This is a genomic window from Propionivibrio sp. (assembly GCF_016790145.1).
Taxonomy (GTDB): domain Bacteria; phylum Pseudomonadota; class Gammaproteobacteria; order Burkholderiales; family Rhodocyclaceae; genus Propionivibrio.
Window position 1 is genome coordinate 1 of record NZ_JAEUOI010000094.1, and the last position, 11,659, is coordinate 11,659.

Consider the following 11,659-nt stretch of genomic DNA (forward strand, 5'->3'; position numbering starts at 1 on the left):
TCACTGTGAGGCCGAGCTTCGCCGAGTTTGCGAGAAATGTGGCGAGCAGTTTCCTGTTCGGGCCAATGAGCGGATGTGCGATGTCTGCTCGTAGACGCCCAACCCATCGGTCCACCTGACGCTGCGCGATAAGGCTGCACAGCGTCGGTGACCTGAAACGTTCGACTCCGCTTTCACGTGGAAGCGCCGGGTGTGGTTGTGCATACAATAAACCTTGACGTACCACTTCTTTGTACATACACTCTAGTCCATGAAAGTCGACTTTGACTCGATCAAGAACGAGAGGAACATCAAAGAGCGCCAGCTCTCGTTCGAGCGTGTGGCATTAGTCGATTTCAATACTGCGCTGGTGTTTCCTGACACCCGAAAAGCATATGGCGAAACCCGTTACATCGCGCTGTGCTACCTCGACCACCGGCTACATGTGCTGTGCTTTACCGAGACTGAGAAGGGCATTCGGGTAATCAGCTTCAGTAAGGCAAATACGTGAGAGGCAAATAGATATGACAAACCGCAAACCCTTGATTGATTCGGACGGCGAGGTCCGCGAACTGACGGCCGAAGATATGGTGAAGTTCAAGCCGACCGCTGAGGTATTGCCACTGTCGCTTAGGAAGAAACTAGCCGTTCGTGGCCCTCAGAAAACACCGACCAAAGAGCGCATAACCATTAGGTTGTCGCGAGAAGTGGTAGAGCAATTCCGCGAAAGTGGCGAGGGCTGGCAAACCCGTGTGGACGCAGCCTTGCGCGAGTGGCTCAAGAATCATTCCCCGGCGTAAGGAGCTAAAAGGGCCAGCTTCGCATTCTTTCTTTTGAGAAATGCTGTGCGATGCTGAACCCCATTTGTCTCATTTATCTCAGGCGGCCACTCGCCGTTCCCAGGGCTTGTGCGTACCAAATTCAGCGCAGCCTCCATTGCAATATTCAGGCCGCAGCGTGATGCCCTGGTTCAAGGACAAACAATATGGGACATGGTTCTTCTAGTGAGTGGTGTGTAATGGAATGCGCCCAAGGTCAGGGTAACGCTTCTTGGAGCTCGTAACTTTGGCACCAGCCGTACACGACGCCTTCATCTCCTACAGTCAATCCGCCGACGCTCGGTTGGCGTCTGCGCTCGAACGCGGGCTTGAGAGTCTGGCCAAGCCGCTTTTCCGCCTGCGCGCGATCGATGTGTTTCGCGACAAGACCGGCCTGTCCGCCAGTCCCGGCTTGTGGAGCGGCATCGCGGCGCACCTCGAAGCCAGTTGCTGGCTGATCTTCCTGGCCTCTCCGAAGGCTGCGACTTCGCCTTGGTGCACGAAGGAATTGCTGTGGTGGCTCGACCGCCATGGCACCGAGGGACTGCTGATCGTGCTGACCGACGGTGCATTGGTACGCGACGCCGACGTGAGCGACTTCGACTGGGGCCGGACCGACGCGCTGCCCGATGCCGCGCGCGGGCGATTCGCCGAGGAGCCGCTGTACGTCGACCTTCGCTGGGCGGGCGACGAAGCATATCTCGGCCATCGCGATCCGCGCTTGCGCCCCGCCTTGCTCGATCTGGCTGCGCCGATCCGCGGTGTGCCCAAGGACATTCTCGATGGCGAGGACGTGCGTCAACTGCGGCGTACCCGACGCATTGCGATCGCCGCAGTGGCCGGCATCGTCACCGCTGCGGCACTGGCCGTCTGGCAGGCTGTCGAGGCCACCCGCCAGCGCGATGAAGCGATCCGCCTGCGCGAGCAGGCGCTGTCACGCCAATTGGCCGCGCAGTCGGCGTCGCTGCTGGTACGCGATCCGGTGCTCGCCCTGCAGCTTGCGGCCGATTCGCGGGCCATCGCGCCGACCAGCGAAAGCAGCAGCGCGCTGCTCGGCGCCGTCACGGCGTTGCCGCTGACGCGCATGCATCAGCACGGGTCGGCCTGGTGGGCGCTGGCGCTGCGTCCCGGCCAGGACGAACTGCTGCTGTCGGACATGCGCGGCGCGGTGTTCCAGGGCCGACTCGACCAGGCGGCGCTACAGACCGTCGTGCCGCCTGCCGCAGGTTTGGCGCTTTTTCGTGGTGTCGATGCCTTTGCCTTCGCACCGGATGGCCAAGGCTGGGCGCATGCCGGCTCGAGTGGCTAGATCACGCTGCGCCTGGGCAGCGAGGTCAGCCGCATCGACAGCGGTGACAAGGTGGGCGAGATGAACCCGTCGCTGCGCGTGCTCGGGCTTGCGTTCAGCCCGGACGGGCGATGGCTCGCATCGGCCTCGACCAGCGGGCGGCTCATGCTGCACGACATCGGCAGCGGCTCCGCGCGCGTACTGGCCTCGGCGGCGACTGAGCTCGCCACGCTCGTGTTCAGCCCGGACGGCCGCTGGCTGGTGGCCGGTGGCGATGGCGGCTACCTGCAGGCCTTTGCCGTCGAGGCGAACGCCAGTCCGCCTCTCCTGTCTGGCAGTGCCCGGAGCACGGTGCACACGCTCGCCTTCGACCGCGACGGCCGCCGGCTGTTTGCGGCTTCGCGGGCCGGCCGCATCGAAGTCTTCGATACCGCGAGCGGTAGGCGCACCGGTGTGGTCGATGCGCTGGAGTACGGAGCCCTGGAGCGCATGGCCGTTGCGCCCGATGGGCAGTACCTGGTGACAGGCCACTCCACCGGTGCGCTCGTACTGTGGTACCGGTCGTCCGACGACGCTGAATGGCTCCACCGCACGCTGCTGCGCCACGCGGCGGCGGTGCGCGGCCTCGCCTTCGCCGCCGACGGGCGGCGCGTGATCAGTGCCGGCGCGGACGGTCGACTGTTCGTCACCTTGCCGGTCGATAGGGGTCGCTGGGCAAGGCGCCTCGGTCCCGGCCCGGCCTTCAAGGAGAGCGACGAGACCGCCAGCCCCGACGGCCGGTGGATCGCCCGCTCCAGCGGGCTCGGCAGCCCGGAGACCGCTTTCCAGGTCGACCTGGGCGGACTGTCGCTGACGCAGACGGCGCGACTGACGGTGCTCAGGGCGTCCGACCGAATGCCAGTGGCCGACAAGGCCGAGCTGCCCGTGGAGCCGGGCGAGAAGTCTTTAGGAGCGCCGGTCTTCTCGGCCGACTCGTCGACGATTGCGATGCAGGTCGCCACGCGTGCCGTACTCTGGGATCTGGCGGCCATGCTGCCCGTCGACGCAGGGCTGCCGCTGCCGCCGGGCACGCGTCTGGTGGGAGCCGAGGCTCAAGGTGCGGGCTGGCTGGCCAGCGCCGGTCCCTCGGCAACCGAGCACTACGCGTTCGATGCCAACCCTGCGACCTGGAGTGCGCTCGCCTGCAAACTGGCAGGCGGCCCGATGACCGTAACGCAATGGAAGCGCTATCTTGGCGACCAGCGTGAGTTCGCGCCCGCTTGTCGTTGATGCTGCCGACATTGGCCCTGGCTTTAACCCCTTTAATATTTTTCGCGTGACTCCGCTGTTGAGTGGCAGCGGAACTGGTGGGCAACGTTGCGCAATGGGACGTCTCCGCCAATTCTGCACCGTACATCAAGTTCGATCAGTACATCGCCTGGCAGGCGAAAGCCTGGTCTCTACCTTATCCAATCACTTGCGCCCTACGCTAGTTTTTGATCACGCACTAATGTCGTGCGTCGTTTGAGGATTGGCACCACTATGGACACATCCCGCAAATGGCTTGCACCGGTATCGCGAGCACGCAGCAGGCGGCTGAACAGGTCAATGCTGCTGGGGAACAGCGTTCCACAGGGGGTGGCACATTTGTTGCTGAAAATGTTTGTCAATCAACTCAACGGGAGCCCGGTCATGTCATTGCACGATCCGTTTGATTCAAATATGTCCCTCTCGCGATGCAGTTGCGGGAACCACGGCTCACAGGCGGAACACGACGTGGCGCTCGTGCCAGGGGATGTCGAAGGGCTCAATCGGCGTGTGGTACAGGGTGCCGTCATGCGTGCCCTGTTTCCCGACGATATCGAGAGGCGCCGATTCCTTTCTGTAGTCGGAGCGTCCACCGCCTGGGCCGCCATTTCGAGTCTGGTGCCCTTCGGCGCCCTTGAGGCGATGGCCCAAGAGAAAGGCAGTCTCGAGAAGAAGAGCCTCAAGATCGGATTTATCCCGATCACCTGCGCCAGTCCGCTGATCATGGCCGATCCGCTTGGCTTTTACAAAAAGCAGGGCCTTGATGTGACAGTCATAAAGACCGCCGGTTGGGCACTGATTCGCGACAAGGTAATCAACAAGGAATACGACGCCTCTCACATGTTGGCGCCGATGCCTATTTCGATTTCAATGGGCGTCGGGTCAAACGCCATGCCAGTCAATGTGGCGACCATTCAAAACGTCAATGGACAGGCGATCACCTTGCATGTCAAGCACAAGGACAAGCGCGATCCGAAGCAGTGGAAGGGCTTCAAGTTCGCGGTGCCCTTCGAGTACTCGATGCATAATTTCCTGCTGCGCTACTACGTTGCCGAGCATGGTCTGGATCCGGAAAAGGACATTCAGATCCGGGTTGTTCCCCCGCCGGAAATGGTGGCCAATCTGCGTGCCGGAAACCTGGACGGCTACCTGGGCCCCGACCCTTTCAACCAGCGCGCGGTCTTCGATGAGGTTGGTTTCATTCACCTGCTGTCGAAGGAAATCTGGGATGGTCACCCATGCTGTTCTTTTGGAGTGCCGACCCAGTTTATCAAAGAAAATCCAAACACCTTTGCCGCCCTGTATCGCGCAGTGCTTACCGCCGCAGCGATGGCCAACGACCCGAAGAATCGGTCGATAATGGCTGAGGTACTGTCCCCGGCCAATTATCTCAACCAACCCAAAACGGTGCTCGAGCAGGTGCTGACCGGCAAGTTCGCCGATGGCCTCGGTGGCGTGCAGAACGTACCGGATCGGGCCGGCTTCGATCCGTTCCCGTGGTATTCGATGGCCGTGTGGATACTCACGCAGATGAAGCGCTGGGGCTACATAAAAGGCGAAGTGAAATACAGGGACATCGCCGAGCAGGTCTATCTGGTGACCGATGCGCGCAAGCGTATGAGCGAACTCGGTATGGCCGTACCGGCGGAGTCGTACAAGAAGTTCAAGGTGATGGGCAAGGAGTTCGATCCGGCCAAGCCCGACGCCTATGTCGCCAGTTTTGCGATCAGACGTAGCTAAGCGTGAAATGAAGCGTTCCGAAACCATCAAGGCAGCGCTGATCTCGCTGCTCCTGTTTTGCCTGGCGATTGGTGCATGGCATCTCGCTACGCTGCCAAAGGAATCGCTCGCCATTTCCGGGGCCGATGTGGAATATGCAGCGCTGATGGGGGCAGGTGCGCAAAAGGCGAGTGGTTTTCCACCACCGGCTGAAGTCGGCAAGGCTTTCATTCGCTATTTGTCCGACCCCTTCTACGACAACGGGCCGAATGACAAGGGTATCGCCATCCAACTCGGCCATTCGCTGCTTCGCGTAGGCCTCGGTTTTATTCTGGCGATTTTGGTCGCAATCCCGCTCGGCTTCGTTATCGGTATGTCGCCGCTATTGATGAAGGCTCTCGACCCCTTTATTCAGGTGCTCAAGCCCATCTCGCCTCTGGCATGGATGCCGCTCGCGCTTTACACACTGAAAGACTCGAACGTGTCGGGCATATTCGTTATCTTCATCTGCTCGGTATGGCCAATGCTTATCAATACGGCGTTTGGCGTTGCCTCGGTGCGCCGTGACTGGCTCAACGTCGCGCGCACTCTCGAAGTAAGTCCGCTACGCAAGGCTTTTCTGGTCATCCTGCCGGCCGCTGCACCAACCATCCTTACGGGCATGCGCATATCGATGGGCATTGCCTGGCTGGTGATCGTCGCTGCGGAGATGCTGGTCGGCGGTACCGGCATCGGCTACTTCGTATGGAACGAATGGAACAATCTTGCGCTTCCCAATGTCATCTTCGCCATCACGATGATCGGCGTCGTTGGCATGGGCCTCGATGCCCTCTTTGGTCGCCTGCAAAAGCTGGTTACCTATCGCGAATAGACGCGCATATCATGAGCACGCATTTCCTTTACATCGAAGCGCTGAAGAAGGTCTACCCTTCCTCCAACAACACCCCCAACTCGCCGGTATTTGAGGACATCCACTTCCACATTGAGAAGGGTGAGTTTGTTTGCATCATCGGCCACTCCGGTTGCGGTAAGACGACTATCCTCAACGTGGTAGCGGGGCTTGAAGAGGCCAGTGCCGGTTATGTGCTCATGGATGGCCGCGAAATCAAAGGTCCGAGTCTTGATCGCGGGGTCGTCTTTCAAAGTCACGCACTCATGCCGTGGATGTCGGTGCTTGGCAACGTTGCCTTCGCCGTTCGCTCGAAGTGGCCGGCCTGGACTAAGAGCCAAGTCGTCGCTCACTGCACGCAATATCTCGAGATGGTCGGTCTCGGTGATGCGGTTCTTAAGAAGCCAGCCGAGTTGTCGGGGGGGATGAAGCAGCGCGTCGGCATTGCGCGTGCCTTTGCCATCCAGCCGAAAATGCTGCTGCTCGATGAACCCTTCGGCGCGCTTGATGCGCTAACGCGTGGAACTATCCAGGACGAACTGCGCAAAATCGTGCAGGCTACACACCAGACGATATTCATGATCACGCACGATGTCGACGAGGCGATTCTCCTTGCCGACAAGATTGTGCTGATGAGCAACGGCCCCCATGCAAAGATTGCCGAGATCGTCGAAGTGACGATGGCGCGTAACCGCATTCGGGCGGAGATCCACCACGACCCCCAGTACTACCGAATCCGTAACCATCTGGTCGACTTCCTTGTCAATCGGTCCAAGTCTTACGCCGGTGCAGAATCGGGTGCTGCGCACGATCCGAAGAATCCGCCAGTGGTGAGACCTGGACTGGAAGGAGATAACAATCCAGTCCTTCAGCCGCCAACCGAGAATTCTGTGCCCCCGCTCAAGCAAGTTGTGAATCAATAACCCACTCAGGAGAACTCACCATGAACCGCAACGACGTCACCGAAATGATCATCACCGCCAAGGTCGCCAAGGGCATCAAGTGGTGCGATCTGGCCAAGAAGGTCGGCCTGTCCAAGGAGTGGGTCACTGCCGGTTGTCTCGGGCAGATGACCTTCGACAAGAAGCAGGCTACCACCATCGGCAAGATCTTTGGTTTGTCTGCCGAGGCCGTGGCACTGCTGCAGGTCGTGCCCTACAAAGGTTCGCTACCCACCGCGGTACCCACCGATCCTCTTATCTACCGCTTCTACGAACTGGTCAGCGTGTATGGCACGACCTTCAAAGAGCTTATCCATGAAGAGTTTGGCGACGGCATCATGTCCGCGATCGACTTCAAAATGGACCTGCAGCGCGAGCCCAACGCAGCCGGCGATCGGGTGAGTATTGTGATGTCAGGCAAGTTCTTGCCCTACAAGACCTATTGAGCGCTGACGATGAACCAAACGACTGAGGTTCGGCCGCCGCTACCGCCTTTTACCAGAGAGACCGCCATCCAGAAAGTGCGCATGGCGGAGGATGGTTGGAACAGCCGTGATCCGCAGCGGGTCTCGCTTGTCTATACCCAGGATAGCCAGTGGCGCAACCGTGCCGAGTTTCCAAAGGGGCGGGCAGAGATTGTTCAGTTCCTGACGCGAAAATGGGCCAAGGAGCTTGAGTATCGCTTGATCAAGGAGCTCTGGGCCTTTACCGAGAACCGCATCGCGGTGCGCTTCGCCTACGAGTGGCATGACGACTCGGGGCACTGGTACCGATCCTACGGTAACGAAAACTGGGAGTTTGAGGTCAATGGTCTGATGCAGTATCGCTACGCCAGCATCAACGATCTGCCGATTAAGGAATCGGAACGGAAGTTTCATTGGCCGTTGGGGAGAAGGCCCGACGATCATCCCGGCCTCAGTGCATTGGGGCTTTGAGCCGCCGAATTTTAGGAAATAAGAAACTGATTAGCAATGAACATTAGCCAACCGGAACGTCGACTAAATGCGACTAAATGGGCCAGGCTCAATCTACAATTACGACCCCGAGCTATCGGACAACGTCTGGCTTGGCGGGAAGATCTATGGACTTGGCGGCAGTGGTTTGCTGTCGCCGCTTGCAGCGGTGCCGGAGCCCACATCGGCCCTGCTGCTGGTGGTGGGCCTAGAGGTGCTGGGTTGGCGACTGCGGCGGACCCAGTCGGCAGTTCCTGCGATTTGACCCCACTGCACCGAGACCTGGAGCCGGTGCGAGCGGACGCCTCGTGCCCAACCGAAATCAGCTAAAAGAGTCAGCTTCGCCCCCTTTGTTACTTTTATTGCTTTACGCAAGCATCGGCTTTGGAAGGCGACAGCGGAAGAGGGTGGGCAACGAGCCGCAATGGGACGTCTCCGCAAGGCCCGTACCGGTCATTGAGTTCCATCAGTGAATCCCCTGGTTGATGCGGTCAGGCCTCAGGATGAGCCGCCGCTCGTCAGGGCGAGGCTTGTGCCGGATGCCTTTAGAGTGTCCAAGCGCCCGGCCTCGGGCAGTGCCTGAGGCGCCTTTCGGAGCAATTTTCTGCGCATCGTGACGCACGCCGGTGCGAAATCGGCGATTGACTGCGGCACCCGGCATCAGCCATACTTCCTCAATGCCGTTTGGATTTCCTGTCCTTCGGCAACGCGCAGGGCAATGACATCAGTTTTCCAGCAATGCAGCAAAACCGCTATCGTACGTGCACCCGAAAAAAGCCGGCCCATCAACCTGTTCAGGAAATTCCCGCAATGATCGTCACCAATATCGAAACCGTACCCGGTCAGACCATCGTCAAGCACTTCGGCCTGGTCAGCGGCAGTACCGTGCGCTCCAAGCACGCCGGCCGCGACATCATGGCCGGGCTGAAAAACATCTTCGGTGGCGAACTCAAAGCCTACACCGAATTGCTCACCGAATCGCGCGAGGAAGCCGTGCAGCGGATGATCGAGCAGGCCAGGGCCGTCGGCGCCAATGCAATTGTCAACGTGCGCTTCTCGACTTCGTCGGTCGCGGCCGGCGCCGCCGAGCTGTACGCTTACGGCACCGCCGTCGTCGTGGAATGATGCGATGTACGACCTGATATTTTTCCTGGTCCTGCTGCTGCTCGGTTACGTCTTCGGTCAACGCGCCGAGAAGAGCCATTTCCGTTCGATCATCGAACGCGAAAAGCAACTGCGCGACATCCTGGTCTTTTCCGAGCGACGCATTCCCGACGAGGACAAACTCGACGGCACCCTGGTCTGCGGCAGCGTCGTCATTTCGGTCGACTTCTTCAAACGCTTTGTCGCCGGCCTGCGCTCCCTGGTCGGCGGCCGCGTCAGTGCCTACGAATCCCTGCTCGAACGCGCCCGCCGCGAAGCCATCCTGCGCATGAAGGAGGAGGCGCTGCGCAGCGGGGCAAAGAGCGTCTGGAATATCCGCCTGGAGACAGCGTCGATCTACAAGGGGGCGCAGCAAAGCATCGGCGCGGTCGAAGTTCTCGCCTACGGGACCGCCGTCAAGCCGCGCTGAAACGATGGCCGAATACGAAAATCCGCAGCTTCCGGAGGGCATCAATGTCAGCCCGACCCACCCCCTCAAGGATTTCGCACTGCTCGTCGCCGGCATCGGCGCACTGCTCATCGTCGCGGTGCTGGCACTGTCGCTGCTCGCCGGCCAGCTTGCCCGCCACATTCCATTCGAACAGGAACGGGCGTTGGCGGCAAGCCTCGGCCGCTGGCTGCCGCAGCCGCCCGATTCGCCGCTCGACCAGCAGCGCCAGCACTATTTGCAAACCTTGACCGATCGTCTCGCAGGCGCCATGGAACTGCCGCCGAATATGCCGATTACCGTGCATTACTCGTCGAGTAAAACGGTCAATGCGATGGCAACGCTGGGTGGTCACATTATCGTCTTCCAGGGCCTGATCGATACCCTGCCCAGCGAAAATGCGCTGGCCATGGTCCTGGCCCATGAAATCGCCCACGTTCGCCACCGCGACCCGGTGGTCGCCATGGGCCGCGGCTTCGCCGTCCTGCTTGCGCTCTCCAGCCTGGCCGGCTTCGGCGATGGCGCGCTGCAGCAATGGCTGGCCGGTGTCGGCATGCTGCCGATCCTCTCCTTTAGCCGCAGCCAGGAAGAAGAAGCCGATCGCACCGCGCTACAGGCGGTATTGCAGCTCTACGGCCACGTTGGTGACGCCGCCGCTTTTTTCGAGGCGCTTGCCCGGCGCCAGTCACTGCCGGAAAGCCCGACGCTGTTCAACACCCATCCCGACGTCGAACAACGGATTGCCCGCATTCGGGATTTCTCGGCGCGCCAGGTGAATTCGGATCGGGCTCCGGCGATCCCGCTGCCGGCATTCATGAAGGCGGCCTGACCCGCGATGCGGCGCTGGATGCACCCCGATGATAGACTCCGGGCTACCCCTGTTAGCCGGCGATAGCGGCTAAACTGCAAACCTGTTTTTCTCCTGAACGGATTCACGAAACCATGGCCGGCGCCAGTTTGCTTGCACTGCTCGACGACATTGCCACCATCCTCGACGATGTGGCAGTGATGACCAAGGTCGCGGCGAAGAAGACCGCCGGCGTGCTGGGCGACGACCTCGCCCTGAACGCCCAGCAGGTGAGCGGCGTGCGCGCCGAACGCGAACTGCCGGTGGTCTGGGCGGTGGGCGTCGGCTCGCTGAAGAACAAGGCCATCCTGGTCCCCGCGGCGCTGGCGATCAGCGCCCTGCTGCCGGCGGCGATCACGCCGCTGTTGATGCTTGGCGGCGTGTTCCTCTGTTTCGAGGGCGTCGAAAAGCTCGCCCACAAATGGCTACATACGGCTGCGGAGGATGCCGCCCACCACGCTGAAAAGCTCGCATTGCTGGCCAAACCGTCGGTCGACCTGGTGACCATGGAAGCCGACAGGATCAAGGGGGCAATACGCACCGATTTCATCCTCTCGGCTGAAATCATTGTCATCACGCTGGGCACCGTGGCCGGGAAACCCTTTCTGTTTCAGGTTGCCGTGCTGTCGGGCATCGGTGTGCTGATGACCTTCGGCGTCTATGGCCTGGTCGCCGCCATCGTCAAGCTGGACGACGCCGGCGCCTGGCTGCTGGAACGCGGCGGCCGCTTGCGCATGGCACTCGGTCGTGCCCTGTTGCTGACCGCGCCGCGCCTTATGAAGGCGCTGACCTTGATCGGTACGGCGGCGATGTTCATGGTCGGCGGCGGCATCCTGATGCACGGCCTGCCCGGCAGCCAGCATTTCCTGCATCGCCTCGGCGACGTGCTGCGCGCCGTGGTCGGAATCGGTGGCCTGCTCGCCGCCGTGGTGCCGACCCTGCTCGACATGTTGCTCGGCGTCGTTGCCGGCGCGCTGGCGCTGGCGGCGGTGAAGCTGTTCGGGCGCCTGCGCGGCGCTCAGGACTAAAAGGGTCGTAGTCTGTTGTGCCCGGATTTCAGCCACGGTAAATTTGTTCTGGCGCAAACTTATTGAAACACGTCATTCCGGGCTTGACCCGGAATCCAGTTCGTTTATCAAACCGTTCCTTTATTCTTGTCAGATGTACGAATCTGGATTCCGGCTTGCGCCGGAATGACGGTGTACTGTTACCGTGAAAAAGTATGGCTGAATGGCAATAAATAACTCTCGCAGCCAGAATGGCACGATGGGCAGTTAAAGAACGAATCGGCGCGCCACCACTCTGCCAAGCACCACCCCTGGTGCCTCTAACATCAGTGAAGGTTTC

General features: G+C 60.5%; 16 protein-coding genes. 14 read left to right on the forward strand and 2 right to left on the reverse strand.

Annotated elements, in window-relative coordinates; translation table 11 throughout:
- The coding region (locus tag JNM42_RS08255; protein ID WP_294268213.1) for a hypothetical protein at positions 1 to 238 on the reverse strand (238 nt) is incomplete at its 3' end.
- Positions 239 to 250: 12 nt separating this feature from the next.
- Here JNM42_RS08255 and JNM42_RS08260 point away from each other — a divergent pair.
- The 14 genes from JNM42_RS08260 to JNM42_RS08325 all read left to right on the forward strand — a co-directional run bounded on the left by JNM42_RS08260 (position 251) and on the right by JNM42_RS08325 (position 11,340).
- Positions 251 to 490 carry a BrnT family toxin gene (locus JNM42_RS08260; RefSeq protein WP_294268214.1) on the forward strand — a complete coding sequence of 80 codons (240 nt, stop codon included), beginning with the start codon at positions 251 to 253 and terminating at the stop codon, positions 488 to 490.
- 13 nt (positions 491 to 503) lie between these two features.
- Positions 504 to 779, forward strand: coding sequence for a BrnA antitoxin family protein (locus tag JNM42_RS08265; protein ID WP_294268215.1), 276 nt, complete (start codon positions 504 to 506; stop codon positions 777 to 779).
- A 250-nt stretch (positions 780 to 1,029) separates the two neighbouring features.
- Positions 1,030 to 2,106 carry a TIR domain-containing protein gene (locus tag JNM42_RS08270; protein ID WP_294268216.1) on the forward strand — a complete coding sequence of 359 codons (1,077 nt, stop codon included), beginning with the start codon at positions 1,030 to 1,032 and terminating at the stop codon, positions 2,104 to 2,106.
- Between the two features lie 60 nt (positions 2,107 to 2,166).
- Positions 2,167 to 3,354, forward strand: coding sequence for a hypothetical protein (locus JNM42_RS08275; protein ID WP_294268217.1), 1,188 nt, complete (start codon positions 2,167 to 2,169; stop codon positions 3,352 to 3,354).
- Positions 3,355 to 3,840: 486 nt separating this feature from the next.
- A complete protein-coding gene (locus JNM42_RS08280; protein ID WP_294268218.1) occupies positions 3,841 to 5,112 on the forward strand; it encodes a CmpA/NrtA family ABC transporter substrate-binding protein in 1,272 nt (423 codons plus the stop codon).
- A gap of 7 nt (positions 5,113 to 5,119) precedes the next feature.
- Positions 5,120 to 5,962 (forward strand): nitrate ABC transporter permease, encoded by an 843-nt coding sequence (gene ntrB / locus JNM42_RS08285; RefSeq protein WP_294268219.1) that lies wholly within the window; start codon positions 5,120 to 5,122, stop codon positions 5,960 to 5,962.
- Between the two features lie 11 nt (positions 5,963 to 5,973).
- The gene (locus JNM42_RS08290) at positions 5,974 to 6,903 is read left to right on the forward strand and encodes an ABC transporter ATP-binding protein (protein WP_294268220.1); all 930 of its coding nucleotides are present in this window, start codon (positions 5,974 to 5,976) and stop codon (positions 6,901 to 6,903) included.
- 20 nt (positions 6,904 to 6,923) lie between these two features.
- The gene (gene cynS / locus JNM42_RS08295; RefSeq protein WP_294268221.1) at positions 6,924 to 7,367 is read left to right on the forward strand and encodes a cyanase; all 444 of its coding nucleotides are present in this window, start codon (positions 6,924 to 6,926) and stop codon (positions 7,365 to 7,367) included.
- Between the two features lie 9 nt (positions 7,368 to 7,376).
- Entirely contained in the window at positions 7,377 to 7,856 is a 480-nt protein-coding gene (locus JNM42_RS08300) for a nuclear transport factor 2 family protein (RefSeq protein ID WP_294268222.1), read from the forward strand.
- Between the two features lie 67 nt (positions 7,857 to 7,923).
- Positions 7,924 to 8,139 (forward strand): PEP-CTERM sorting domain-containing protein, encoded by a 216-nt coding sequence (locus JNM42_RS08305; RefSeq protein WP_294268223.1) that lies wholly within the window; start codon positions 7,924 to 7,926, stop codon positions 8,137 to 8,139.
- Positions 8,140 to 8,684: 545 nt separating this feature from the next.
- Positions 8,685 to 8,999 (forward strand): YbjQ family protein, encoded by a 315-nt coding sequence (locus JNM42_RS08310; protein WP_294268224.1) that lies wholly within the window; start codon positions 8,685 to 8,687, stop codon positions 8,997 to 8,999.
- Positions 9,000 to 9,003: 4 nt separating this feature from the next.
- Entirely contained in the window at positions 9,004 to 9,447 is a 444-nt protein-coding gene (locus JNM42_RS08315; RefSeq protein WP_294268225.1) for a YbjQ family protein, read from the forward strand.
- Between the two features lie 4 nt (positions 9,448 to 9,451).
- Positions 9,452 to 10,294, forward strand: coding sequence for a M48 family metallopeptidase (locus JNM42_RS08320; RefSeq protein WP_294268226.1), 843 nt, complete (start codon positions 9,452 to 9,454; stop codon positions 10,292 to 10,294).
- A 113-nt stretch (positions 10,295 to 10,407) separates the two neighbouring features.
- Complete coding sequence (locus tag JNM42_RS08325; RefSeq protein ID WP_294268227.1) at positions 10,408 to 11,340, forward strand: DUF808 domain-containing protein; 933 nt, start codon at positions 10,408 to 10,410, stop codon at positions 11,338 to 11,340.
- Positions 11,341 to 11,368: 28 nt separating this feature from the next.
- On the opposite strand, the gene JNM42_RS08330 is transcribed toward JNM42_RS08325, so the two are convergent.
- On the reverse strand, positions 11,369 to 11,659 hold a 291-nt coding region (locus JNM42_RS08330), incomplete at its 5' end, for a hypothetical protein (RefSeq protein WP_294268228.1).

What these genes read in the sequence shown, in the direction of transcription:
- JNM42_RS08260 (WP_294268214.1), top strand. Translation starts at nt 251, where the DNA reads ATGAAAGTCGACTTTGACTCGATCAAGAACGAGAGGAACATCAAAGAG.
- JNM42_RS08265 (WP_294268215.1), top strand. Translation starts at nt 504, where the DNA reads ATGACAAACCGCAAACCCTTGATTGATTCGGACGGCGAGGTCCGCGAA.
- JNM42_RS08275 (WP_294268217.1), top strand. Translation starts at nt 2,167, where the DNA reads ATGAACCCGTCGCTGCGCGTGCTCGGGCTTGCGTTCAGCCCGGACGGG.
- ntrB (WP_294268219.1), top strand. Translation starts at nt 5,120, where the DNA reads ATGAAGCGTTCCGAAACCATCAAGGCAGCGCTGATCTCGCTGCTCCTG.
- JNM42_RS08290 (WP_294268220.1), top strand. Translation starts at nt 5,974, where the DNA reads ATGAGCACGCATTTCCTTTACATCGAAGCGCTGAAGAAGGTCTACCCT.
- cynS (WP_294268221.1), top strand. Translation starts at nt 6,924, where the DNA reads ATGAACCGCAACGACGTCACCGAAATGATCATCACCGCCAAGGTCGCC.
- JNM42_RS08300 (WP_294268222.1), top strand. Translation starts at nt 7,377, where the DNA reads ATGAACCAAACGACTGAGGTTCGGCCGCCGCTACCGCCTTTTACCAGA.
- JNM42_RS08305 (WP_294268223.1), top strand. Translation starts at nt 7,924, where the DNA reads ATGCGACTAAATGGGCCAGGCTCAATCTACAATTACGACCCCGAGCTA.
- JNM42_RS08310 (WP_294268224.1), top strand. Translation starts at nt 8,685, where the DNA reads ATGATCGTCACCAATATCGAAACCGTACCCGGTCAGACCATCGTCAAG.
- JNM42_RS08315 (WP_294268225.1), top strand. Translation starts at nt 9,004, where the DNA reads ATGTACGACCTGATATTTTTCCTGGTCCTGCTGCTGCTCGGTTACGTC.
- JNM42_RS08320 (WP_294268226.1), top strand. Translation starts at nt 9,452, where the DNA reads ATGGCCGAATACGAAAATCCGCAGCTTCCGGAGGGCATCAATGTCAGC.
- JNM42_RS08325 (WP_294268227.1), top strand. Translation starts at nt 10,408, where the DNA reads ATGGCCGGCGCCAGTTTGCTTGCACTGCTCGACGACATTGCCACCATC.